The sequence below is a fragment of the Asticcacaulis sp. AC460 genome (assembly GCF_000495795.1).
In the GTDB taxonomy this organism is placed as follows: Bacteria; Pseudomonadota; Alphaproteobacteria; order Caulobacterales; family Caulobacteraceae; genus Asticcacaulis.
On record NZ_AWGD01000021.1, the window covers coordinates 12,095 to 35,817 of the forward strand.

Consider the following 23,723-nt stretch of genomic DNA (forward strand, 5'->3'; position numbering starts at 1 on the left):
TTGGGCGAGGGGGTGTCAGGAATCGATCCGAAAAGTGCGGGAGATTCCTTGGCAATGCGTAGGGAGGATTATACGGCTTGCCCGGCGGCCCAGCCCGATGACCAGGCCCATTGGAAATTATATCCACCTAACCAACCGGTTACGTCGACACATTCACCTATGAAGTAAAGTCCGGGGACCAGCTTGCTTTCCATGGTCTGGGAGGAAAGGCCATCGGTGTTGACGCCGCCCAGGGTGACTTCCGCCGTGCGGTAGCCTTCGGTGCCCATGGGCGTCAACGTCCAGCGGTTAATCGCGCCGGCCAGGGTTTGGAGCTCGACTTTCGACAGGTCGGCCATGCGCTTTTCGGCAGGCAGGGCGAAAATCTGCAACCATTGTTCGGCCAGGCGCTTGGGCAGGATTTCGCTGGCGATGGTGGTCAGCATCGCCTTGGGACGGTCGCGTTTTTTCTCCAGCAAGACCGCCATGGCGTCCTGGCCGGGCAGCAGGTCGACGATCACCGGTTCGCCCAGGTTCCAGTAACTGGAGATTTGCAGGACCGATGGCCCGGACAGGCCGCGGTGGGTGAACAGGAAGCCGTCATTGAACTTCGTCTTGCCTGCCGTGATAGAGGCTTCCAGCGAAACGCCGGAGAGGCCGCCCAGGGTGGCGAGTTTGTCGTCGCCCAGGGTAAAGGGCACCAGGCCAGCGCGGGTGTCGACGATGTCGTGGCCGAACTGGCGGGCGATTTCATAGGCCAGTCCGGTGGCGCCCATCTTGGGTATGGACAGGCCGCCGGTGGCGATCACCAGACGCGAACCGGCGAGGGTGGTCCGCGAGGTTTTGACTTCGAAACCGTGGTCAGTCTGCGTGACGCCGGTAATCTCGGTCTTCAACCACAATTCTCCGCCGGCTGATTCGAGGTCGTCCAGCAGCATGTTGATGATATCGCCAGCGCCGTTTTCGCAGAACAACTGGCCTTCGGTCTTTTCGTAATAGGGGATGCCGCGTTTGATCACCCGGTCGAGAAAGTGCCACGGCGTGAACCGTTTCAGCGCCGAGATGCAGAAATGCGGGTTCTGCGACAGGAAGTTCTTCGGCGTCGTCTTCAGGTGCGTGAAGTTGCACTTGCCGCCGCCGGAGATGCGAATCTTCTCAGCCGGTTTGGCGGCGTGGTCCAGTACGACCACCTTGCGGCCGCGGCGGGCGGCTTCGATCCCGCACATCAAGCCCGCGGCGCCTGCGCCAAGAATAATAACATCATAAGATTTCACGTAACGACTCCGGAATCACGGCCTGTTGACCTTGCGTCTATCTTGCCGTGCACGGAAATTTCGCTAAGGTCGCGCGCATCAATAGGCCTTCACCAGGAGAAACGCCATGTCCGATCTCGAAACCATCACGCAAAAAATCGCTTCGGCCGTCGGCGAGAACTCGGGCCTGGGTAAGGTCGTCAAGTTCGACTTCGGCGATGACGGCAAGATCCTGATCAATGCGGCCAACGTCCCGAACGTGGTCAGCAATGAGGATGGGCCGGCGGATACCACGATCCAGATCAGCATCGACGACCTGAAGTCCATGGCGGCCGGCGCGCTGGACCCCATGATGGCTTTCATGATGGGCAAGATGAAGGTTCACGGCGATATGTCGGTGGCTCAGAAGCTGGCGCCGCTGTTGAAGGGGTAAGGGGTTTAGCCCGGGCCCTGGGTATTGGGCCCGGCTTTTCCCACGACGCGGTCGGCGACGTAAGGGTTGCGTTGCCGTTCCTGGTGGAAACTCGACATCGGGCCGTGGCCGGGCACAAAGCGGACATCGCCCAGGGGCCATAGTTTCTGCGTGATCGAATGGATCAGGTCGGCGTGGTTGCCGCGCGGAAAGTCCGTACGGCCGATCGAGCCGGCGAACAGCACGTCGCCGACCTGGGCGAACTGTGACGGCGCGTGATAGAAGATGACGTGACCCGGCGTATGGCCCGGGCAGTGGATCACGTCCCAGGTGGTTTCGCCCAGTGTTACCGTGTCGCCGTCCTTCAGCCAGCGGTCGGTGACGAAACTGCGCATGTTGGAAATGCCGTAGCGCGCGCCCATGCTCGGGATGCTGTCGATCCAGAACTGGTCGTCCTCGTGCGGGCCTTCGATGGCGACGCCGGTGCGTTCCTTCAGTTCCGCCGCGCCGCCGGCATGGTCGGCATGGCCGTGGGTGATCCAGATCTTGTCCACCGTCAGGCCGCGTGCGGCGATTTCCTGAAGGATCGGATCAAGATCGCCGCCCGGATCGATGATGGCCGCCTTGTTGGTCCGGGTGCACCAGACGACCGTGCAGTTCTGCTGCAAGGGCGTCACGGGAGCGATGAACAGGCGGATGGGCGGTTCGGTCTGGGTCATAAGGTCACTCATTCAGGGCCATTCGCTTATGCCGTGCCGACAGTGCGGAATCAAATCATGTAGGTAGGCGTGCGCGATTTTCCAGTCGCCGCCTGTGGGCAAGTTCTGCTACGATCAGGCGAAAATGCGGGAATGTTTTTATGTTTTCAAAGTCTTGAGTGGAAATTTTGACCCTCCGCAAAGATGGTTGCGGTTCCAACTTTTGCGTTATAGTCTCGATTACCAAACATGCGCCCGGGGGCGTTATGTCGCACGATAAAAATCACAAAGGTGAAGAATGAATAGTTGGCGCATCAAGTCGCTGGACGCGATCCTCGCGACAGCGGAGAAAAAGTCGCTACACCGCTCACTAGGGGCATTCCAACTGACCATGCTGGGGATCGGGGCCATTATCGGCACCGGTATCTTCGTCCTCACTGCCGCCGCCGCGCAAAAGGCCGGTCCGGGCATGATGCTGTCCTTCGTCGTCGCAGGCTTCGTCTGCGCCGTCGCCGCCCTGTGCTACTCCGAACTGGCGTCGATGGTGCCGGTGTCGGGTTCGGCCTATACCTATACCTATGCCGTGATGGGCGAACTGATGGCGTGGATGGTCGGCTGGGCGCTGATCCTGGAATATGCCGTTGCCGCTTCGGCCGTTTGCGTCGGCTGGTCCGGATACATTATGGGCCTGGTTCAGAATTCGACGGGGTTTGCGTTACCGGAATTCCTGAGCGCCGGTCCGACCTGGTCGATGAATGGTTTCATTCCGGCCGCTGATTTCACCCACGGTTTCATCAACCTGCCCGCCGTCGTGGTGGCTGCGGCCGTAACCTGGCTGCTGGTCATCGGTACCAGCGAAAGCGCCATGGTCAATGCCGTCCTGGTCTGCATCAAGATTGTCGCCCTGACCACCTTCATCGTGCTCAGCCTGCCGATGATCAATGGCCAGAACTTCACCCCCCTGATGCCAACCGGTCTGTTCGGGCATGATGGTCTGGGGGTTATCGGCGCCGCCGCTTCGATCTTCTTCGCCTATGTCGGTTTCGACGCCGTCTCCACGGCCGCCGAAGAAACCAAGAACCCGCAAAAGAACGTCCCGATCGGCCTGATCGGCTCGCTGGGTATCTGCACCATCTTCTATCTGCTGGTCGCCGCCGGCGTCATCGGCACGGTCGGGGCCCAGCCGGTCTCAGTCAACGGGATTGTCCTGTCGCCCGACTCCGCCGAGTTCACCGCAACCTGCCGCGCGCTGACCGAGGCCGGCAACGCGCCGATCGTCTGCTCGCGTGAAGCCCTGGCCGAAGTGTTGCGTAAGATCGGCTTCGAGCAGATCGGCAACCTGATCGGCCTGGCCGCTTCGATTGCTCTGCCCAGCGTTATCCTGATGATGATCTACGGCCAGACCCGTATCTTCTTCGTCATGGCCCGTGATGGACTGCTGCCTGAGAAGCTCTCGGACGTTCATCCGAAGTGGAAGACGCCGTGGAAGGTGACCATCTTCACCGGTATCTTCGTCGCCATCGCCGGCGCCTTCTTCCCGGTCGGGCAACTGGCGGATATTTCCAACTCCGGTACGTTGTTCGCCTTCTTCATGGTCGCGATTGCCGTGCTGGTGTTGCGTAAGACCGATCCGAACCGTGTGCGCCCGTTCAAGACGCCGCTGGTCTGGATCGTTGCACCGCTGGCTATTGTCGGGACCTTGGGCCTGTACCTGAACCTGCCCATGGTCGCCAAGCTGGTGTTGCCGATCTGGGGCGCTATCGGTCTGCTGATCTACTTTGCCTATAGCCGTGGCCACAGCCATGTCGGGCGGGGGCTGACCGAAGTCCATGAGGATGATGCGGATCTGCCGCCCCCTCCGGGCACCACGTAATAAGGAAGAGGCGCCCTTCACCGGGCGCCTTTTTTCTTGGGCGGATGTCTGCTAGGTCAACGCCATGCTGCCCGTCGAAGAGATATTTCCGGACCTCAAGGCCTTCCTGGGCGATAACACCACGGCGGTGATCATCGCGCGGCCCGGCGCCGGCAAGACCACGGGCGTGCCTTTGGCCTTGTTGAACGAACCGTGGCTGGAGGGACAGTCCATCGTCCTGCTGGAGCCGCGGCGATTGGCGGCGCGAGCGGCGGCGGCGCGCATGGCTGAGACTCTGGGCGAACAGGTGGGGCAGACGGTCGGTTTCCGGGTCCGCGGCGAATCGAAGATGAGCGCCAAGACCCGCATCGAGGTGGTGACCGAAGGTATCTTCTCGCGCCGTATTCTCGATGATCCCGGATTGGACGGCGTCGGCTGCGTTATCTTCGATGAGTTTCACGAGCGGAGCCTGGATGCCGACCTGGGCCTGGCCTTTGCCCGCGACAGCCAGACGGTGTTGCGCGACGATCTGCGGCTGCTTATCATGTCGGCGACCCTGGATGGGGAGCGCATATTGGGCTTGCTGCCCGATGCCCGTAGCTTCCAGTCGGTTGGACGCAGTTTTCCGATCACCACCCACTATCTCGGCCGAGACCAGGGCAAGATGATGGAGGCCGATATCGCCCGGCACGTAGCGCGTCTGAGCCAGAAGCTGGCGGCGGACCGCGCCGAGACGATGTTGGTGTTTTTGCCGGGGCAGGGCGAGATTCATCGCGTCGGGCGGTTTCTGGATGAAGCCGGGGTGGCGCCGGATATCGAGGTTCACAAGCTGTTCGGCGCCATGGATTTCCGCGATCAGGCACGAGTGTTGGGGCGTAACAATGCCGGGCACCCCAAGATTGTGTTGGCAAGCGCCATCGCCGAGACCTCGCTGACCCTGGACAAGGTCAGCATGGTGGTCGATTGCGGGCTGTCGCGGTTGGGGCGGTTCGACCCGGCGCGCGGGGTGACACGGTTTGTCACCGAGCGCGTGTCCAAGGCCTCGGCCGATCAGCGCCGTGGCCGTGCCGGACGGACACAGGCCGGGGATGCGTACCGGTTATGGGACGAGGAACAGGACCGGTCGCTGATTCCGTTCGCCAAGCCGGAAATCCTCGAAACCGACCTGTCGCAGTTGGCGCTTTCGTTGCGGCTTTGGGGAGCGAAGTCGACGGAAGGTCTGACGCTTTTGGATCATCCGCCCAAGGCTGCCATGGCCGAGGCGGTCAAGCTGTTGCAGGCGCTGGGGGCGCTGGACGGGCAGGGCGATATTACGCCCCACGGCCGCCGGGTGGCGCAGCTGCCCATGGCGCCCAGACTGGCCAATATGTTGTTGAAGGCGGCCGAGAACGGGGCAGCGGAAGCGGGCGCGAACCTAGCGGTGTTGTTGTCGGAAAACGGCCTTGGTGGCAACATGACCGATCTCGATCTGCGGCTGGAAGGGCTGGCGCGGGATCGCACGCCCAAGGTGGTCCAGGCGCGGCAACTGGCCCAGGGATGGGCACGACAGGCGCAAGCGTTGGTAAAGCGGAATCAAAAGGTTACGGTGCATATCTCACACCTGTTGTTAGCCGAGGCCTTTCCGGAGCGGATCGCCAAGGCGCGCGGCAAACCCGGTGAATTCGTCATGGCCAATGGCCGTGGCGTCTATGTCGACGAGCATGATCCGCTGGCGCGGCAGGCCTATGTTGCGGTCGGCGATGCGGGGGGCGGCAAGGACCGCGACCGTATCCTGCTGGGGGCGGGATTGTCAGAGCAGGATATACTGAGCCTGTTCGGTGATCGGCTGGAGCGCGGGACGGTGCTGGATAAGAGCAGCGGCCGGTTCCGGGCGTTCGAACAGTTGCGCTTTGGGGCTTTGGTTTTGTCTTCCAAGCCGCTGGAAAAGGTGCCGGCGGAGTTGTTGCTTCATGCGGAAGCTGAGGAGATCCAGGCCAAGGGATTGAAGGCGCTGAATTTGTCGGAAGGTGGTCAGAGTTTTCGGGCGCGGGTGGAGTTTGTACGCAGCCAGGATGAGTCGTGGCCAGACCTGTCGGACGAAGCGCTGTTGGCGGGTTTGGAGACGTGGCTTGGGCCCTATGCCGCCGGAAAGTCGATGCTGTCGCTGTCGGGCCAGCAGGTCTCTGAGGCGTTGCGGGCGATTCTGACGCATGAGCAGCAGCGCGGTCTGGACAAGCTGGCGCCGGAAACCTTGCGAATGCCGACGGGATCGAACATGCGGATCGATTACGAGGCGGAGGGCGGGCCGCGGGTCGAGGTCCGGGTTCAGGAGCTTTACGGGACCGCGGTGCATCCGACGGTGGGGCCATCGAAGATTCCGGTGACGTTGGCGCTGTTGTCGCCGGCGCATCGGCCTATCCAGATCACCAAGGATCTGCCGGCTTTCTGGAACGGGTCGTGGAGCGATGTGCGCAGCGATATGAAGGGGCGGTATCCGCGTCACGTCTGGCCGGAAAATCCGCGCGAGGCCGATCCGACGACAAGGGCTAAGCCCAGGGGGACGTGAACCGGTTGGCGGGAATCGCGTATAAGGTTTCAGGTGTCGGTGATTGGCCGCTAAGAGGACCCCTCCGTCTCGACGCGTTTCGCCCCAAAAGGGGGCTCACTTGCTCGCCACCTCCCCATCTACGATAGGGAGGAGAAGGAAGTAAGGATTCAGCTGTTTTCGACGGGAGCCTTTATGATCACTGTGCACCATCTCGACAATTCGCGTTCGCAACGGGTGTTGTGGCTCCTGGAAGAGCTGAACCTGCCGTATGAGATCAAGTTCTATAAGCGCGATCAGCGCATGATGGCGCCGCCGGAGTTGAAGGCTGTGCATCCTTTGGGAAAGTCGCCGGTGATCACGGATGTCCCCGGAACGATCGCCGAAAGCGGCGCGATCATCGACTATCTGGTCGGCGCCTATGGGCCGCAACTGGCGCCACCGCCGGGGATGCCGGAACGGTTGCGCTATAATTACTGGATGTATGCCGCCGAAGGCAGTTTCATGCAGCCGCTGGTTTTGAAGCTGATTACGATGCAGATTCGGAAAAGGGTGCCGTTCTTTATCCGGCCGATTGCGTCGGGAATTGCTTCAGCGATCGAGAAGCAGATGGTCAATCCGAATATCGCCGCCAATGCGGCGCTTTGGGAAAGCACACTGGCGTCGTCGCCGTGGTTCGTCGGCGACTCGTTTACCGCTGCAGATATCATGATGAGCTTCCCACTGGAAACGGCCACCAGCCGGGGCGGGTTGGGCGACAAGCCGTACATCAAGGCCTGGCTGGAGACCATTCACGCCCGGCCGGCTTACCGCCGCGCTTTGGAACGCGGCGGGGCCTATGCCTACGCGTGATTAGCGGCTCTGGGTGAAGTTGTCGGGGCCGCTGTCGTCGATGATGATACAGGCTGAAAGGCTGGAAGCCAGCAGAGCGGCGACGACAAGGCGGATGGCGATGGATTTCATGATAATACCCCTGAGTTGGTGATTAGAAGCTGCCGGTTTCGGCGGGTTTTTCGTCGGTCGCCGGGGCATCCCGGTGATGGCCGTGATGGAAGTCGCCATCGTCGTCAGCAACGACGATCAGGCAGCCGGACAGGCTGAGCGCCGCCGCCGCAACGAGCGTAAGTTTAACGGCAAGGGCCGTCGTCTTCGAGAGTGTCATGGTTTAGCCCCTTAGGTCAAAATGCCCCGCATGAGATGACGGTAGGGTTCTATCGATGAACCGGACATGAACCGATTTCACCTTAAATCTTTTTAATTTTCCAGAGGTTATGCGACTATGTTTAAGACGGAAAGTCGCCGGATTGGGGAATTTGTCGGGAAATTGGGGTGTATGCAGCGCAAGATGACGGCGGGACAAATCCCCCACCGTCTCATTTGCTTCCAGCAAATGATCCACCTCCCCGTATAATGGGGAGGGATAAGTAGTTGGTAGTACTCGCCTTTTTACAGGCCGGCGGCGGCGTAGATCATGATGCCCGTCGCGACCGACAGGTTCAGGCTGTCGGCGCGGCCCTTCATCGGAATCTTTACATGCGTGTCGCAGGCCGCCGCGATCTCCGGCGTCAGCCCAGACTGTTCCGTCCCCATCAGGATCAGGGTCGGGCGGCGATAGTCGGCCGTGCGGTGATTATGGGTGGCGCTCAGCAAGGTACCGACGACTGAACCTGTCCAGCGCGCACGGTCGGCCAGGAACTCCTCGCGCGTGCACTTCACCACCGGCAGGGCGAAGACCGAACCCATGGTCGCGCGAACGGTTTCGACGCTGAACGGGTCGACACAGTCGCCGATCAGGATGACCCCACCGATGCCAGCTGCGTCGGCTGTGCGGATGATGGTGCCGAGGTTGCCCGGGTCGCGGACCTGTTCCAACGCCACCCAGACATCATTGGTGTTCGGGTCGATGTCCTTCAGCGATTTAATCTGCTGGGCAAAGACCGCGACGACCATTTGCGGGTTGTCCTTACGCGAAATCTTTTCGAGAATTTCGCGGGTTACCTCCAGAACTTCACCATTCGCTGCAAGCGTTTCGCGGATGGCGCGGTCCAGCATGGGGTGGCGGTCGTCCGACTTGCCGAACACCAGGACTTCCGGCGCGAAGCCCTGGTCCAGGGCGTCGATGATGATCTTCAGGCCCTCGGCCAGGAAACGGCCGGTCTCTTCGCGTTCCTTGCGCATATGCAGGGCGCGGATGTCCTTGACGGTCTGGTTGGTCAGGGAGGTGATCGGCTTGATCATGAGGTCAGCCCTGCCAGCGCGCAAAGAACGAAAGGCCGATTTCGCGCGGCGCCACGTCGGCTGGTTTCTGCCCCTTGGGCGGCTTGGCGTCTTCGCGCAGGGTCAGTTCACCGAAATCGACTTGACCGTTGCGAGGGCCTACCGCTTCGGCGACCAGGTGCGCCAGGGCCGGGCCGGAAACCCGGGCGGCATAGGCGTTGAGCAGCAGGAAGGCGGCATCGTCGCTCAACAGTTGAGCGCACATGTCGACCATTTCGGGCAGGTCCTCGAACAGGCGCCAGACTTCGCCGGTCGGGCCGCGGCCGTATTTCGGCGGGTCGAGGATGATGCCTTCGTACTTGGAGCCGCGTTTGACTTCGCGCTGGACGTATTTGCGGGCGTCCTCGCAGATCCAGCGGATCGGGGCTTCGGCCAGGCCTGAGAGCGCGGCATTGTCGCGCGCCCAGCCGATGGCTTTTTTCGAAGCGTCGACATGGGTGACCTTCGCGCCGGCCGAGGCGGCGACCAGGCTGGCGACGCCGGTATAGCCGAACAGGTTCAGCACGCGCATACCCGGGCGGGCGGCGACGGCCTGTTTCTGCCACGCCCAGTTGGCGGCCTGTTCCGGGAAGAAGGCGAGGTGGCGGAAATTGGTGAAGCGGCCATGGAACTTGACGCCGTCCCAGCCCAGCGGCCATTGTTCCGGCGGTTTACGCGAAAAGGTCCAGCGGCCTTCGTCTTCATCGCCGGCGGGGTCGAAATCGGCGTCGGCGCGCTCCCAAAGTTCCGGGTATTTCGGCGTCCACCAGCATTGCGGTTCAGGGCGAACCACCAGGAAGTCGCCATAGCGTTCCAGCTTGCGGCCAAACCCTGAGTCGACCAGGGCATAGTCGCTCCAGGCTTCGGTGCGCAGCAGGGTTGGTGTGTCGGAAATGTTCATGGCTTCGCCATACGGCCAAGGGCGCGTGGTCGCAAGATACAAAAAACACGTGTAAGAGTTCGCGTCTGCGAAGAATCCTTGTAGACGCCGTAATGGGGCAGTCGGGAGCGGCACAGAGACAATGCGAATCAGGTGGTTACAGCATGTTCTCGCCGGCATAAGCGCTGGCCTGATGCTGGGCGCCGGTGTGGCTCAGGCCGCCAATCCGCCCCGGGTCGTGTCTTTGGACGGCTGCGCCGACCAGTATGTCCTGGGGCTGGTGCCGCAAGCCGATATCGTAGCGGTTTCTGATCGCGCCGCCTTGCCGGACTCCTATTTTCGCGACCGCGTCGGGACGATCCGTCGGGTCAAGCCGTATCTTGAGACCATCCTGGCGCTGGAGCCTGATATCGTCGTGCGCACCTGGGGTGGGGATCTCAGGCTGTTGCAGCGGCTGCAGCATCACGGCATCAAGGTCGTCAATATCAACGATGTCTACAATTACGACCAGGCGCGCGAAGAGCTGTTCCGGGTCGGCGACGAGGTCGGACAGCCGGCCAGCGCCCGCATCGAGGCGCACCGGTTCGAGGAAGCGTTGGACAACATCCATAATATCGGCCGCGGCCGCTCTGTCCTCTACTACAGCCCGTCCGGTTACAGCGCCGGGCCTGACACCATGGTCGGCGATATCCTGACGCGGCTGGGGTTCCGGCTGGAGACCCAGACAAAGGGCTTTTTCTTCCTGTCGCCCGAAGTGATGTTGACCAAGAAGCCGGACGTGTTTGCCCTGGCGTTTTTTGACGACAAGGTGTCGATGCGACGCGTGCCCGGCCGCAGCCCGGTCGTGCGCAAGGTCATCGCTGACCGGCCAAACCTGGTTTTGCCGTCGCGCGCCATGGCCTGCAGCGGCTGGTTCACCGCCTACGATATCGAAAGCCTGTCTCTGGTGGGGTTCCGTTGATGCACGTTTCGACCTCCGCCCTGAATATCGGACTGGCCGTGACCACCGGCGTGCTGGTGATCGCCCTGATGCTGTTGGGGGATGTGCCGCTGAGCCTGCATGCCTGGGGCGATGCCCTGATCCATCCCGGTTCGCTGGGCGCCGAGGTGGTGTGGGGTATTCGCCTGCCGCGCAACCTGACCGCCGTTGGAGTCGGCGCCATGCTGGGGATGAGTGGCGCGCTGATGCAGGGCCTGCTGCGTAATCCGCTGGCCGAGCCGGGCTTGCTGGGGGTTTCGGCCGGGGCCGGTCTGGCGGCGTCGATCGCCATCGTCTTCGGGCTGGGCCTGGTGCCGTTTGCCGTCGAAGGCTTCGCCATGGTCGGCGCTACTGGGGTCGCGGTGCTGCTGCTGCTGTTCGTACAGCGTTTTCCGCAGCGCCAGGCCTTGATCCTGCTGGGCGTTGGGCTGTCGGCCCTGTGCGGGGCTCTGATGGCGCTGGTATTCAACCTGTCGCCATCGCCGGTGACCACGGCGGAAATCCTGAGCTGGACCATGGGCAGCGTACAGAACCGGAGTTGGTTCGATGTGTTGCTGACGGTCTTCGGTTTGGTGGTGGTCAGCGCGCTGAGCCTGCATCTGGGGCGGGGTTTGCGGTTTTTGACCTTAGGTGAGGAGACCGCGCGGTCGATGGGCATCGACATGACGCGTTTGACCCAGGTGATCGTCGTTGGTTCCTCCTTGCTGGCCGGGCTGGCCGTGGCGGTGGCGGGGGTTATAGGCTTTGTCGGGTTGGCGTCGCCGCACCTGATCCGGGCCTTGGGGATCAAGGATCCGTATCGCCTGATCTGGCCGTCGGCCCTGGCCGGTGGGCTGATGGTGCTGATTGCCGATGGCTGTGTGCGGTTGATTCCGGCGTCGGGTGAGTTGCGTTTAGGGGTTCTGACCTCGCTGATCGGCGCGCCTCTGTTTGCCGTCCTGGCCTACCGGTCGGCCCGTTCATGGATGCAGGACTGATGGCGACGCTCGATCTCAACGATGTCAGTGTGGTACTGGGCGCCGAAACGGTTGTCCGGTCGGTCAGCGCGCATCTGGAACCGGGAAAGCTCTATGTCGTCGTCGGGCCCAACGGCGCCGGCAAGACCACCCTGTTGAAGGCAATGGCGTCGTTGCTGCGGCTGAGCGGCGGGGCGATCCGGCTGAACGATGAAGACGTTATCGCCATGCCGCCGATGCGCCGCGCGGCGCACATGGCCTACCTGCCGCAGGAGCGCAGCGTCGCCTGGGATTTGCCGAGCGTCGATATCGCGGCGCTGGGCTGTCCGCATCTGACGCCGGAACTGGCGCGGCAGAAGGCCTTCTCTGAGCTTCAGGCTTTGGGGTTACAGGAGGTCAGCGACCGCGGCGTCTTTGGTTTGTCGGGGGGGCAGAGGGCGCGGGTACTGTTGGCGCGCGTGCTGGTGTCGTCGGCGGAGATCTATCTGCTGGACGAACCCTTGATCGCTTTGGATCCGGCCTGGCAGCGGCACGTGTTGATCCGACTGCGGGAACGGGCAGCCGAGGGCAAGACGGTCGTGCTCAGCCTGCACGACCTGCATCTGGCGGCGCAGTTTGCCGATGAAATCCTGTTGATGCACCGGGGTGAACTGGTGAAGTTGGCGGGGCCAGAAATTGTGTTTTCGGCCAAGTACCTGTCGGAGGTATTTAACCTGAAAGGCGAGCTGACCAACGTGCAAGGACAGCGGACCTTGCGGTTGGAATCGCTGCCGCTCCTGTAAGGCGGTTAAGAGGACCCCTCGCTCCCCATCGACGATGGGGAGGAGAAGTGCGGAAAACCTAATTCCGTTTCTTCTTTTTCGTCGCCGTCTTCTTGGTGCTCGCCTTGGTCGAGGCCGCCTTCTTTTTTGTCGGCTTGACCGCGGCGGGCTTGGGGTCGGCGATCGGCTTCATGGTCGCCACACTCGCGCCGGCAGCAAGGGCTGCTGCGCCCGGAGCCTGGCCATTCTGATAGTCGCCATAGGCGATCGGCCCGTTCGGCATGTCACCGCCAAATTCGTCCGGATCGATGCGGCCGATCGGCGCCGGCGTGCCGCGGGAAACGTCGGCATGGGCGGTCAGAGGCGCACGGCCGCCGTTCAGACGGGCGCGGTAGACGCGGGTGTTTTCGGTAACCCGCATCATGTAGTTGCGGGTTTCGCTGAACGGATGGCATTCGATGAAGCTGAGGGCGTCGGCATTTTCGCCGCGCGGATCGCCACAATTGCCGATCCAGGTGCCCATGCGGCTGGGGCCGGCATTGTAGCCGGCAGCCGCCAGTATGTACGACCCGTTGAACATATCGACCAGTTCACCAAGGTGATAGGAGCCGAGCGTCATATTGTATTCGGGCTCATACAGCTTGGATTCGGTGTAGCCGAGCGACAGGCGGCGAGATACGGCGCGGGCCGTCGAGGGGATCAGCTGCATCATGCCGCGGGCATTGGCGTGCGATCGGACGGACGGGTCGAAGCCGCTTTCCTGGCGCGCAATGGCCAGGACGAAGGCCTTTTCGGCCGAGGACGGATTGCCCGGAATGCTGCGGACCGGATAGGCGCGTTCAGGCAGGTAGAAACCGCGCTGCATCGACTGGCGCGCCACCTTCATGGTGTTGATCGGGGTGTCGTACATGGAGGACAGGTCGACCAGCAGGGCCTGTTCCTCGGCATTGGGCAGGGTGGTGCCGATATGCAGGACCAGGACGCGGAACAGGTCGGTTTCACCGATAGCGCCCAGAATGCGGGCCGCCTGGACCTGGTCGCGGCCGTTGAAACGGGCGCGGTCGGCTTCGCTGGGGACCGGATCCTTGCCCAGGACGATCTCCTTCTGGCCGGCCTTTTCGGCGGCGAGCTGGCCGTAGAAGGCGTAGATGTACTGGCCGCCCTTGGTGTAATAGGTCTGGGCCGTGGCAGCGTCGTTCTTCGATGCGTCGTTGCGGGCCTCATAGGCGCGGCCCAGCCAGTAGTTGGCGCGGCCCATGGTGATCGGCGAGGTGCCGGCCGTGGCCAGGGCGTGGAAGTGGCGCAGGGCCTCTTCCTTGTCGTTCAGTTTCACCAGGGCGATCCAGCCGGCGAAGAACTCGGCCTCGGCCATGCTTTCGCCGGGTGAGAAGCCGCCGCCGTTCATGGCGTCGTAGGCGGCGCGGTAGTTGCGCTCCTTGATGGCCGTCTTGAAATAGGTCAGGCGCAGGTCGTAGATCTGCTTGGCGGCGTCCGGGCTCATCGAGGCCGGCGGCAGGTTGGGCAGGATGCCGTAGCCCAGCGCTTCAAGGTCGCGGCCGGCCAGGTATTTGGCGCGGGCAAAGGCCAGGACCTGGTTGTTGGGATCGCCGGCCAGGGCCGTCTGGTACAGGCCGTCATTGCCGGCCGCGCCGGTGCGCATGGCGATGACCGCCTGGCCGATGTCGCGCTGATGCTGGTCGACGTAGGGGTACAGGTCGCGGATGGCCTGGGACGCGCCGCTTTGTGTATTGAGCGACAGGCAGGCGATGCGGGCCTTGTGGTCGGCCTGGTCGAGATACTTGCCGAAGGCCTGGTAAAAGTTGGCCTGGGCGCCAGCGTCGAAGACCTTGGTCGTCCACCATGTCTTGGTCAGGGTTTGGGCTTCGTTGGTGCGCCCCAGAAGGCCATAGGCGGTGATCAGGGCCGAGGCGCCTTCGACGGTTTGCGGCGGCGAGCCGTTGAACCATTCCACCGTCTGCTGCGGCGTCATGCCCGACAGGCCGATCATCTTTTCGGCGGCAATCTGGCGCTTGGACTCACGCGGCCAGCCCCACAGGTCGCGGCGGGCGGCGTCCAGGGCGGCGAAGCTGTAGATGCCCTGGCCGTCATTGTTAATGATGAACCAGGTGACGAGCTTGCGCGCCGCCGGATCGGAGATGGTGCGGCCCAGGCTGTCGGCCTGGGCGTAGTTCCGGGTACGCACATACTGGAGGGACGAGGCCAGGGTTTGGCGGTCCGAATCGGACAGGCTGCCCGGGATATAGGCGCCGGGTTGCGTCGCCGTTGTTGCCGTGGGCGAGGTCAGCGGCATGCCCTGGGTGCTCATCGGCGCGGCGGCGTCCGGATCCTCCTGGGCAGCCACCGGCTGCAGCAGCATCAGGCTGATGGCGCAGACGCCGGAAATCAGCAGGGCTTTGCGTGAAAAACGGGTGAGGGGGCGGCGTTGCAGCGTCGTCATCAAATCATCCGATGGTGAGGTATATTATGACTATAGGGCATAGTTTCTTTTTATAAAGACCATTGCAGCGCAAGCCCGGCTTATCTATGGCTATTTTCTCGACAATCTTTCGTGTGCGGGCGTGAAAACCACAGTTTTCCCCGCTCTCAGGTGCCTTCCATGACCGATACCGCTCTTCGTCCTGCTTTTTCCGGCGTCATTACCGCTCTGGTGACCCCGTTTAAAAACGGCGAGGTCGATTACGATGCCTTTGCCAAGCACATCGAGCGCCAGATCGTCGCCGGTGTGCATGGGCTGGTGCCGGTCGGCACCACGGGTGAGACCTCGACCCTGTCGCTGGATGAGCATCGGGAAGTTGTCCGGTTCTGCGTCGAAAAGGCCGCCGGGCGGGTCAAGGTGATCGCCGGCGCCGGTTCGAACAACACCTCCGAAGCGGTCGAACTGGCGCAGCACGCCAAGGCCGTCGGCGCCGATGCCGTGCTGGTGGTCGCGCCCTACTACAACAAGCCGTCGCAGGAGGGTTTGTATCAACATTTCAAGGCGATCAACGATTCGGTTCAGATTCCGGTTATGCTGTACAACGTGCCGGGACGTACCGTCGTCGATATGAGCAATGACACGGTCGTCCGGCTGGCGAAGCTGCCGAATGTCGTCGGCATCAAGGACGCGACTGGTGACCTGGAGCGGATCAGCCAGATGCGCATCGAGATCGAGGGGAACTTCTCGTATATCTCAGGCGATGATCCGACCTTGCTTGGCTATATGGCGCACGGCGGGCATGGCGTGATTTCGGTGACGTCGAACGTGGCGCCGGACGCCATGGTGGCTCTGTATTCGGCGGCCCAGCAGGGCGCTTTCGAGACGGCCCGGCAGTGGCAGGACAAGCTGATCAAGCTGCACAAGGTGCTGTTCGCCGATTCGTCGCCGTCGCCGACCAAGTATGCCTTGAGCCGTTTGGGGATTTGCACCGACGAGGTGCGTTTGCCGATCACGCCGTGCAGCGAGGCGGTGCGGCCTCTGGTTGACGACGCCATGACGCGGGCGGGGCTGGAGTTATCGACTCAAGAGTCTGGGACTCTTCGACCCCGTGACGAAGTTATTGATTATGTTCTGGAACAGTTATTGGCCGGTAAGGTGATAGATGTTGCTGACGTGGCGCGCGAACTCCATGCAGACACTTACGATGTTCGTGGTGGTATCGATCGCGCTAGAGCTAGAAATTGGAATGTTCAGAACATTGGAAAACTGAAATTTCAACTTAAGCCTGGCGTGTATCAAGGCAACTAGGCCATGGCAGAAGAACAGAACAACTATAAGGTCATCGCCGATAACCGGCGGGCGCGGTTTGACTATTTCCTCGAGAACCCAGTCGAGGCGGGCCTGGTGCTGACCGGCACCGAGGTCAAGTCGCTGCGCCAGGGGCGGGCGAACATCGCGGAGTCGTACGTCAGCGTCGAGAAGAACGGCGAGCTGTATCTGATCAACGCCGATTTTCCGATCTATATGCAGGCCAACCGGTTCAATCATGAGCCGCGCCGCCATCGCAAGCTGCTGCTTCACCGCAAGGAAATCGTGCGCATGCTGAATGCCATCCAGCGCGAGGGCATGACGTTGATCGCGACCAAGCTCTATTTCAACGACAAGGGCCGGGTGAAGTTGGAAGTCTGTACCGCCAAGGGCAAGAAGAACCACGACAAGCGTGAAGCGTCGGCGGAGCGCGACTGGAATCGCGATAAGGCGCGGCTTCTACGCGAAAAGGGCTAACCTCTTTTTCGCGTCTTCGAAGATCGCTGCGAACATTCCCGCTGTCAGGCGGCCGGTGTTCAGGTTCAGCCGGGAACAGTGAAAGCTGTTGATCACTGTGATGCCGTCGAACTCGGCCGTGACGCCGTGGCCGCCGGTCATGGCGGAGGCCGGTTTGCCCAGGGCTTTCAGCAGATTGCGCCGGGCGACGTCACCCAGGGTGACGATGACCTGCAATCGCGGCATGGATTTGATCAGGTCGGTAAGGTGTGGGCGGCAGGTGGTTTCTTCTACCGGCAAAGGTTTGTTGCCGGGGGGCGCGCACAGCACGGCATTGGTGATCAGGCAGTCGCGAAGTTCGACATCGTCACGACCGTCGTCGCGATAGGTCCCGGTCGCAAAGCCGGTCGTGATCAGGGTTTCAAACAGCATCCGGCCGGCCGCATCGCCGGTAAACACCCGGCCCGTACGGTTGGCGCCCATACGCCCTGGCGCCAGGCCGACGATGAGCAGGCGTCCGTTGATATCGCCGAAAGGCGGCGCCGGCGCATTGTGCCAGGACGGTTCGGCCCGTCGATTGGCGTTACGGTAGGTGACGAGCCGGGGGCATAAGGCGCAGTCAGGGATCGACATGTTCGCTGAGTGACAGCAGGTTGCCGAACGGATCCTTGAACCAAGCCACCTTGTCGCCCGTGGGTGTCGTCCAGACGCCGGAGTCGTCCTGGTCGTCGCCCAGGAAGCCGTAGCGCTCGAACGTCACGCCGCGCGCCGTCAGGTCTGCCACCTGGGTTTCGATGTCCATGACTTCCCAGCCGAAGACCGAGTAGGCGACGGGTACGAACTCCGGTGGCACGCTCAGGCGTAGCATGATCTGGCCGGTGCGCATGACCACGGCGAAGCCGTCATTGCGCACGAACTCCAGGCCCAGGACACGTTCGTAGAAGTCGCGGGCTTGCGCGAAATCCCGGACGGCAATGTGCCCGATGGGCCTGGCGATACGCAGCATTAGAACCTCCCAGGGAGATCAGGCGTCGTCGAAATCCTCGGCATTGACGAACTTCGGATTGTTCTGCTGGTTCTGGCGCGGACGCCCGACCACCGAAGCCAGGTCGGCCAGGTCGACAAAGGTATCGGCCTGGCGGCGCAGTTCGTCCGAGGTCATCGGCGGCTGCGATTTCACGGTCGAGACGACGGTGACGCGGCAGCCCTTGCGCTGGACGGCTTCGATCAGGCGGCGGAAATCGCCGTCGCCCGAAAACAGCACCAGATGGTCGGCATTGCCGGCCATTTCCATCATGTCGCAGGCGATTTCGATGTCCATGTCGCCGCGCCAGCGCTTGCGGCCCTGGCTGTCGGTATATTCCTTGGCGGTCTTGGTGACCAGGGCAAAGCCGTTATAGTCCAGCCAGTCGACGAGAGGGCGAATGGGGGAGTAGTCATCGCCTTCGACGAGAGCGGTATAATAGTAAGCGCGGATCAGGATGCCGCGCTTGCGGAATTCGTCGAGAAGCTTACGATAGTCTATGTCAAAATTCAGCGCCTTGGCGGCCGAATAAAGGTTGGCGCCGTCTATAAAAAGGGCGATCTTGTCAGTCGGATAAAAGCTCATTTTAAATACTCTCTCAAAATAAGCGGTGAAAATGACGGGTGAAGCGGTGAGCGACAACACTCAGGCAGTTTTAATTGCCTACGGGTCCAACCTGTCGTCGGGCACGGAGACTGCATCGCAAGCTTTCGACCGGCTTGTCAAGACTTTGCGAATGCGCGGACTTTTCATTAACAAAATTTCACGTTTGTGGCAGTCGCAGGCCTGGCCAAATGCTCAGGACCCGGCCTATGTGAATGCTATCCTGTCTGTGAAGACACGACTGCAACCTACAGAATTGCTAAAACTTCTTCATGATGTAGAGTGTGAATTCGGACGGGTGAGGGGGCTCAAAAAAAACGCACCCAGGGTCATCGATCTGGACCTGATTGCCTATGAACGGGTGATTCTCGACGGTGCGGACGGCATTATCGTGCCGCATCCGCGGGCGGCGGATCGCGGCTTCGTGATGGGGCCGCTGACGGATATCCTGCCCGGGTGGGTTCATCCGCTGTCCGGACGGACGGCGACGGAGCTTTTCGCCGCCGTCACCGTCGCCCGGGATGCTCATCCGCTGGCCGGCTGAGCGGCGTTTTTCGCCGCGCGTTGGTCCAGCCAGGTGTAGAGCCCGACCCCCAACAGAACCAGAAGCGTGCCGATGATATCGGCGAAGCTGGCCGGCAGGCGCAGGATCAGAACACTCATGCCTAAGGTGAAGATCGGGTTGATGAAACTGATCACGGCATTGGCCTGGGAGGAAATCCGGCTGAGCGCGAAGTTGGTCAGGTAGCTGGGGGCGACCGTCGCGCCGATGGCGAGGCCCAGGGTCAGCCAGAACAGGCTGGGGCTCCAGTGGATATCACTCAGGCGGTGGACGTTGAGGAAGTGGATGAAGGTGGCGATGGCGGCGCCAGACATGGCCCACGAGGTGAACAGAGACGGTCCCATGCGCGCGATCAGCGGCTTGGCCAGCAACAGATACAGGGCGAAGGACAGGGACGACGCCAGGCACCACAGGGCGCCGGTGAAGATGACCGAGCCCTGGATACGCAGGTCGGTGACGAAGATGAAGGCGATGCCGGCATAGGCTATGGCGAAGGTCCACAGCGCCGAGACGCGCATCTTCTGTTGGAAAAACATTGCGCCGAAGACGATGACGAACAGCGGGTAGGTGAAGATGATCAGCCGCTCGAACTGCGGCGTCAGGGTGACCAGGCTTTCGAAGTCGGTATAGCTGGCGAACCAGTAGCCCAGGGCGCCGACGGCCAGGGTTTTCAGGTACAGATCCGGCCGGGTGGCGATGGGGGGCGGGCCTTCCTGACCGCGCGATTTCATTCGCCAGTAGGTGGCGAGGCCGCCGATCACGAAGAAGGGTGTTGCGAACAGCAGGCGTACGGCCAGAAGGGATGAGGCGTCGATGTCATACTGATAGGCGACCTTGATCCAGATGCCCTTGCTGGCGAACAGGAAGGCGCCGAGGCCTGCAAAGATATAACCGCCCCAGGTGGCGAGCCACGTGGGTGAAGGCTTTGGAGATTCTGCGGAGGCGGACATCGGCGGAGACTTTCATCTGGCGCCGGTTTGGTTTTGCGGCGCCGGGAGGGGGCGCTGCAAAACGGGAAGGGGACCGGATCTACAGAGCCTTGGGTTTGAACAGTTGGCGCACGGCCCAAATCAGCTTGGACAGAATATCCAGCTGGACAGTGGCGCGTGTGGTGGCAAGGTTGTTGATCATGGCCGCCGCCTTAGACAATGTTTGCGGTCTTGGCAATGTCAGGAAGGGTGGAATGCTGTCACGTCTTGTTTCGGTAGTGATGTTGCTGGTGATTGCCGGGTCGGCCGAAGCGAAGCCGCGCGTGCTGTCGGGCCAGGCCTGGGCGATCGACGGTGATACGATTGTCATCAAAGGGAAACATATCCGGCTGTTTGGAATTGACGCCTTCGAGGAAGGGCAGATGTGCGGGCGGATGGCTTGCGGCGGGAAAGCGACCGTGGCGATGGAGGGTCTTATCGGTAAGGGGGTTATCACTTGCGAACAGCAAGACGTTGATAGCTATGGTCGGGTGGTTGCGATTTGCAAGTTATCTTCCGGTGTCGATCTGGGCAAGGAGATGGTGCGGCGCGGGCTGGCCGTTGCGTATCGTAATTATTCGACGCGGTATCTGGCGGATGAGCAGTGGGCCAAGGCCAACAAGCGGGGGGCGTGGGCGCATGGGTTTGACAGTCCGTTGCATTGGCGGCGGACACATCAGTAGCTGGTCCCGTAGCTGGCGTTCTTGTCGACGCCGACAGCAGTACCCCTCCACCGCTTCGCGGTCCCCCTCCCCACAAGTGGAGAGGAGAAGCTTGCCCATCACCTTTTCAGGGAATCAAGGGCAGGGCGGCGGGGCCGGAACCGTGGGCGTGGATGCCGGTCAGGCGCGGGTCGTCGGCGATCTCGATGCCGCGGGCATAGGGAACGAAGCCCATTTTCTGGTAGAATGGAAGGGCCTTTGGATCGTCCGCCGAGCAAGTGTGGACCCAGACTCTTGTGGTGGTTTCATCCGCCCAGGCCAGGCGCTGGGCCTGGTCCATCAGCCAACTGCCGAGGCCCTTGCCGGTTTGGCCTGGGGTAAAGCCGAAATAGGCGACTTCGACATTGCCTTCGTCTTGCCAGTCCAGTTCCAGCAGCCCGATCTTTTGGCTGTCGCGGATCACCGTCCACGTCTTGTGGTTAGGGTTGTAGAAGAGGGCTTCCAGTTCGGCACGGGATTTGAGCAGCCGGCCGAACCACAGCCACGGCGCGCCGATCGCCTTGAACAGGTCGAGATAGGCGTCGACATCGACTTGCGGCCAGGATTCGAGACGGATGCCGTCGGGCGCCGCGATCGGCTCGCGATCCGGCGGTATCAGTTGTTCGAGAAAGGTGATGACCATGGCAATCTTGCCGGCCGGCAGCGTGTATTCGCCGCTGGCGAGGTCGAGGACGGGAGCAGACATCTATTTTCCGTTGCGAACGGCCCGGAAGGCCTTCAGCCAGAGGTGTTCCGGCACCGAAGGCGTGATATCGCTCAAACGGGTCAGTTCTTCAAGGATATGCGTCAGTTCCTCGGCGGACTCCGGCAGGTTCAGTTCCATGATTTCCAGGCGCCGGCGGGTATTGGTGTAGTGACTGGCGGCGATACGGTGCGATTGGGCTCGCTCGCTCCAGCGGAAGATGGCCTGGAAGGTCGAGACGATCGAGGTCAGGCCGCCCAGCACGAAGATGCTCAGATTGATGGGCAGGCTGTAGGTGGTGTAAAGGCCTTCGAAGGCGATCGGCAACGCGACCACCAGGGACACCAGTCCGCCACCCGCAATCGTCACGAAGGTCGAAACACGGGCATAGCTTTCGAGGATGTTGGTGGTGGTCCAGTGGGCCCGGGCGCTGGTCTTTATGCGCAGGTCGGTTTCCCGCAGGATGCGATGGAAGTCTTCCGTCAAGTTTGACGATGCGTTGTCCACCCTTGCCCCCGGCTTTGCTCCGTTAACCTTTTACGGTGCGCGGGCCGGGTTCGCAAGTCTTGCCGCGTATCTGGCGATTACAGACTGTTGGCCGCCGACAGCACGGCCTTGACCGAAGCGGTGGCGATGTCGTCGTCGATACCGATACCGAAGACCCGCCCATCGTCGGAAGTCTTGCATTCGATATAGGCCACGGCCTGGCTGAGGCTGCCCTTGGTCAGGGCGTGCTGGCCGTAGTCCATGACTTCCAGTTCCAGGCCATAGTGGTCATTTAGCGCTTCGATGGCGCTGGAGATCAGGCCGTTGCCGTGACCGATGACCGAGGCCTCGACGCCTTCCTTGACGATGCGGCCGACAAAGGTGCGCTGGGTGCCGGAATGGACCGCTGCCGCCTGTTCGTAAGCGATGAGGCCGTAGCGTCCGCCATTCAGGTGGTAGGCGTCCTGGAAGGCGTTCCAGATTTCCGCCGAGGACAGTTCGCGCGACGTGGAGTCGGTGATTTCCTGGACCTTGCGCGAGAAGTCGATCTGCAGGCGGCGGGGGAGCTTCAGGCCGTGGGCCTGTTCCAGGATCCAGGCGATGCCGCCCTTGCCCGATTGGGAATTGACGCGGATGACGGCTTCGTAGCTTTCGCCCAGGTCGGCCGGGTCGATCGGCAGGTAGGGCATGTCCCATATGCCGTCATTGCGCTGTTCGTGGGCGGCGAAACCCTTGCGGATGGCGTCCTGGTGGGAGCCCGAAAAGGCCGTGAAGACCAGTTCGCCGGCATAGGGGTGGCGCGGATGAACCGGGATGTTGTTGCAGTGTTCGACCGTGCGGACAATTTCGCGCATGTTGGAGAAGTCGAGGTCCGGCGCGATGCCCTGGGTATAGAGGTTCAGGCCCAGGGTGATCAGGTCGACATTGCCGGTGCGTTCGCCATTGCCGAACAGGCAGCCTTCGATGCGGTCGCCGCCGGCCAGCAGGCCCAGCTCGGCCGCCGCCGTACCGGTGCCGCGGTCGTTGTGCGGGTGCAGGCTGATGACCACGCTGTCGCGGCAGGAAACGTTGCGGCAGAACCATTCGATCTGGTCGGCATAGGTGTGCGGACCGGCAACTTCAACCGTAGCCGGCAGGTTCAGGATCAGCGGCTTTTGCGGCGTCGGCTGGAGGACCTTGATGACCGCTTCGCAGACTTCGAGGGCGAATTCCGGCTCGGTGGCGGTGAAGGTTTCGGGGCTATATTCGAACGACCAGTCGGTGTCGGGCTGTTTGGCGGCTTCATCGCGCAGCAGGGTGGCGCCCTTGACGGCCAGGGCCAGAACGTCGGCGCGGTCGAGACCGAACACGACGCGGCGGAACAAGGGGGAAGTGGCGTTGTACAGGTGGACGATGGCCTGTTTGGCGCCGCGCAGCGATTCGAACGAGCGCTTGATCAGGTCTTCGCGCGATTGCGTCAGGACCTGAATGGTGACGTCGTCGGGGATCAGGTTTTCTTCGATCAGCTTGCGGACGAAGTCGAACTCGGTCTGTCCCGCCGAGGGAAAACCGACTTCAATCTCTTTGAGACCAACCTTGAGCAACATGTTGAAGAAGATCATCTTCTTCTCGACATCCATGGGGTCGGCCAGGGCCTGGTTGCCGTCGCGAAGGTCGGTCGACAGCCAGCGCGGCGCCTTAGCGATCGTCTTCGACGGCCAGGTGCGGTCGGACATGTCGACGCCCAGCGAAAATGGGCGATACTTGGTTTCGGGATTGGGCAACATCGGCATGGCGCGGGAATTAGGCTGTGAAGGCTTTCAAGTCAATGCACTTGGGACGTTCGGGAAGGTCAGGAATGTGTTGTTTTCGCGTATCAGACGCTATATAGAGGCCACAACCTGTTTCGAGCGCCGGACGCGGATGGTAAATCCCGGCCGATGGCG

At 61.8% G+C, this 23,723-nt stretch carries 23 protein-coding genes and 1 pseudogene; 11 read left to right on the forward strand and 13 right to left on the reverse strand.

Annotation, left to right across the window (positions count from 1 at the left end; translation table 11 throughout):
• Positions 1-68 precede the first annotated feature (68 nt).
• Positions 69-1,253, reverse strand: a complete 1,185-nt coding sequence (locus ABAC460_RS36365; RefSeq protein WP_031236803.1) for an NAD(P)/FAD-dependent oxidoreductase — start codon at positions 1,251-1,253, stop codon at positions 69-71.
• Positions 1,254-1,359: 106 nt separating this feature from the next.
• Here ABAC460_RS36365 and ABAC460_RS36370 point away from each other — a divergent pair, with 106 nt between their 5' ends.
• Positions 1,360-1,665, forward strand: a complete 306-nt coding sequence (locus ABAC460_RS36370; protein ID WP_023453633.1) for an SCP2 sterol-binding domain-containing protein — start codon at positions 1,360-1,362, stop codon at positions 1,663-1,665.
• Between the two features lie 5 nt (positions 1,666-1,670).
• On the opposite strand, the gene ABAC460_RS36375 is transcribed toward ABAC460_RS36370, so the two are convergent.
• Positions 1,671-2,363: an MBL fold metallo-hydrolase gene (locus ABAC460_RS36375; protein ID WP_023453634.1), complete on the reverse strand. Its 693-nt coding sequence runs from the start codon at positions 2,361-2,363 to the stop codon at positions 1,671-1,673.
• A 277-nt stretch (positions 2,364-2,640) separates the two neighbouring features.
• On the opposite strand from ABAC460_RS36375, the gene ABAC460_RS36380 reads away from it, so the two are divergent.
• The 3 genes from ABAC460_RS36380 (at position 2,641) to ABAC460_RS36390 (ending at position 7,570) form a co-directional block, all read left to right on the forward strand.
• The gene (locus ABAC460_RS36380) at positions 2,641-4,215 is read left to right on the forward strand and encodes an amino acid permease (RefSeq protein WP_023453635.1); all 1,575 of its coding nucleotides are present in this window, start codon (positions 2,641-2,643) and stop codon (positions 4,213-4,215) included.
• A gap of 64 nt (positions 4,216-4,279) precedes the next feature.
• Positions 4,280-6,739 (forward strand): ATP-dependent helicase HrpB, encoded by a 2,460-nt coding sequence (gene hrpB, locus ABAC460_RS36385; RefSeq protein ID WP_023453636.1) that lies wholly within the window; start codon positions 4,280-4,282, stop codon positions 6,737-6,739.
• A 174-nt stretch (positions 6,740-6,913) separates the two neighbouring features.
• On the forward strand, positions 6,914-7,570 hold the full coding sequence (locus ABAC460_RS36390; protein ID WP_023453637.1) for a glutathione S-transferase family protein: 657 nt from the start codon (positions 6,914-6,916) through the stop codon (positions 7,568-7,570).
• Positions 7,571-7,703: 133 nt separating this feature from the next.
• On the opposite strand, the gene ABAC460_RS49715 is transcribed toward ABAC460_RS36390, so the two are convergent.
• The 3 genes from ABAC460_RS49715 to ABAC460_RS36400 all read right to left on the reverse strand — a co-directional run bounded on the left by ABAC460_RS49715 (position 7,704) and on the right by ABAC460_RS36400 (position 9,875).
• Positions 7,704-7,880, reverse strand: a complete 177-nt coding sequence (locus ABAC460_RS49715; RefSeq protein ID WP_023453639.1) for a hypothetical protein — start codon at positions 7,878-7,880, stop codon at positions 7,704-7,706.
• Positions 7,881-8,164: 284 nt separating this feature from the next.
• Positions 8,165-8,956, reverse strand: coding sequence for a TrmH family RNA methyltransferase (locus ABAC460_RS36395; RefSeq protein WP_023453641.1), 792 nt, complete (start codon positions 8,954-8,956; stop codon positions 8,165-8,167).
• 4 nt (positions 8,957-8,960) lie between these two features.
• Entirely contained in the window at positions 8,961-9,875 is a 915-nt protein-coding gene (locus tag ABAC460_RS36400; protein ID WP_031236804.1) for a class I SAM-dependent methyltransferase, read from the reverse strand.
• Positions 9,876-9,996: 121 nt separating this feature from the next.
• Here ABAC460_RS36400 and ABAC460_RS36405 point away from each other — a divergent pair, with 121 nt between their 5' ends.
• From ABAC460_RS36405 to ABAC460_RS36415, 3 genes are read left to right on the forward strand one after another with little or no spacing between them, the layout of a single operon-like run.
• On the forward strand, positions 9,997-10,815 hold the full coding sequence (locus ABAC460_RS36405) for an ABC transporter substrate-binding protein (protein WP_031236805.1): 819 nt from the start codon (positions 9,997-9,999) through the stop codon (positions 10,813-10,815).
• A complete protein-coding gene (locus ABAC460_RS36410) occupies positions 10,815-11,810 on the forward strand; it encodes a FecCD family ABC transporter permease (RefSeq protein WP_023453644.1) in 996 nt (331 codons plus the stop codon). Before ABAC460_RS36405 ends, ABAC460_RS36410 begins: the two co-directional genes overlap by 1 nt.
• On the forward strand, positions 11,795-12,571 hold the full coding sequence (locus tag ABAC460_RS36415) for an ABC transporter ATP-binding protein (RefSeq protein ID WP_031236806.1): 777 nt from the start codon (positions 11,795-11,797) through the stop codon (positions 12,569-12,571). Before ABAC460_RS36410 ends, ABAC460_RS36415 begins: the two co-directional genes overlap by 16 nt.
• A gap of 58 nt (positions 12,572-12,629) precedes the next feature.
• Here ABAC460_RS36415 and ABAC460_RS36420 read toward each other — a convergent pair whose 3' ends face one another.
• The gene (locus ABAC460_RS36420) at positions 12,630-15,008 is read right to left on the reverse strand and encodes a lytic transglycosylase domain-containing protein (RefSeq protein ID WP_023453646.1); all 2,379 of its coding nucleotides are present in this window, start codon (positions 15,006-15,008) and stop codon (positions 12,630-12,632) included.
• Positions 15,009-15,167: 159 nt separating this feature from the next.
• Between ABAC460_RS36420 and dapA the strand changes: the two are divergent.
• Positions 15,168-16,058, forward strand: a pseudogene (gene dapA / locus ABAC460_RS36425) (4-hydroxy-tetrahydrodipicolinate synthase); the annotation flags it as partial.
• Positions 16,059-16,298: 240 nt separating this feature from the next.
• On the forward strand, positions 16,299-16,772 hold the full coding sequence (gene smpB, locus ABAC460_RS36430; RefSeq protein ID WP_023453648.1) for an SsrA-binding protein SmpB: 474 nt from the start codon (positions 16,299-16,301) through the stop codon (positions 16,770-16,772).
• On the opposite strand, the gene ABAC460_RS36435 is transcribed toward smpB, so the two are convergent.
• Genes ABAC460_RS36435 through ABAC460_RS36445 form a run of 3 tightly spaced genes read right to left on the reverse strand, consistent with a single transcriptional unit; the run spans position 16,755 to position 18,360 of the window.
• On the reverse strand, positions 16,755-17,384 hold the full coding sequence (locus tag ABAC460_RS36435) for a uracil-DNA glycosylase (RefSeq protein WP_023453649.1): 630 nt from the start codon (positions 17,382-17,384) through the stop codon (positions 16,755-16,757). The two genes, smpB and ABAC460_RS36435, sit on opposite strands and share 18 nt — an antisense overlap.
• Complete coding sequence (locus tag ABAC460_RS36440) at positions 17,371-17,757, reverse strand: VOC family protein (RefSeq protein ID WP_023453650.1); 387 nt, start codon at positions 17,755-17,757, stop codon at positions 17,371-17,373. Before ABAC460_RS36440 ends, ABAC460_RS36435 begins: the two co-directional genes overlap by 14 nt.
• Before the next feature lie 18 nt (positions 17,758-17,775).
• Positions 17,776-18,360 (reverse strand): LabA-like NYN domain-containing protein, encoded by a 585-nt coding sequence (locus tag ABAC460_RS36445; protein ID WP_023453651.1) that lies wholly within the window; start codon positions 18,358-18,360, stop codon positions 17,776-17,778.
• Positions 18,361-18,391: 31 nt separating this feature from the next.
• Between ABAC460_RS36445 and folK the strand changes: the two genes are divergently transcribed.
• Positions 18,392-18,922, forward strand: coding sequence for a 2-amino-4-hydroxy-6-hydroxymethyldihydropteridine diphosphokinase (folK, locus tag ABAC460_RS36450; protein ID WP_023453652.1), 531 nt, complete (start codon positions 18,392-18,394; stop codon positions 18,920-18,922).
• Here the strand turns inward: folK and ABAC460_RS36455 are convergent.
• Positions 18,904-19,890: a DMT family transporter gene (locus ABAC460_RS36455; RefSeq protein ID WP_023453653.1), complete on the reverse strand. Its 987-nt coding sequence runs from the start codon at positions 19,888-19,890 to the stop codon at positions 18,904-18,906. The two genes, folK and ABAC460_RS36455, sit on opposite strands and share 19 nt — an antisense overlap.
• A 179-nt stretch (positions 19,891-20,069) precedes the next feature.
• Here ABAC460_RS36455 and ABAC460_RS36460 point away from each other — a divergent pair, with 179 nt between their 5' ends.
• Positions 20,070-20,591, forward strand: a complete 522-nt coding sequence (locus ABAC460_RS36460) for a thermonuclease family protein (RefSeq protein ID WP_052012750.1) — start codon at positions 20,070-20,072, stop codon at positions 20,589-20,591.
• Between the two features lie 106 nt (positions 20,592-20,697).
• Here the strand turns inward: ABAC460_RS36460 and ABAC460_RS36465 are convergent, their stop codons facing one another.
• The 3 genes from ABAC460_RS36465 to leuA all read right to left on the reverse strand — a co-directional run bounded on the left by ABAC460_RS36465 (position 20,698) and on the right by leuA (position 23,570).
• Positions 20,698-21,315 (reverse strand): GNAT family N-acetyltransferase, encoded by a 618-nt coding sequence (locus ABAC460_RS36465; protein WP_023453656.1) that lies wholly within the window; start codon positions 21,313-21,315, stop codon positions 20,698-20,700.
• Entirely contained in the window at positions 21,316-21,819 is a 504-nt protein-coding gene (locus ABAC460_RS36470) for a hypothetical protein (RefSeq protein WP_023453657.1), read from the reverse strand. It abuts the gene before it with no gap.
• Positions 21,820-21,896: 77 nt separating this feature from the next.
• A complete protein-coding gene (gene leuA / locus ABAC460_RS36475; RefSeq protein WP_023453658.1) occupies positions 21,897-23,570 on the reverse strand; it encodes a 2-isopropylmalate synthase in 1,674 nt (557 codons plus the stop codon).
• Positions 23,571-23,723: the final 153 nt, after the last annotated feature.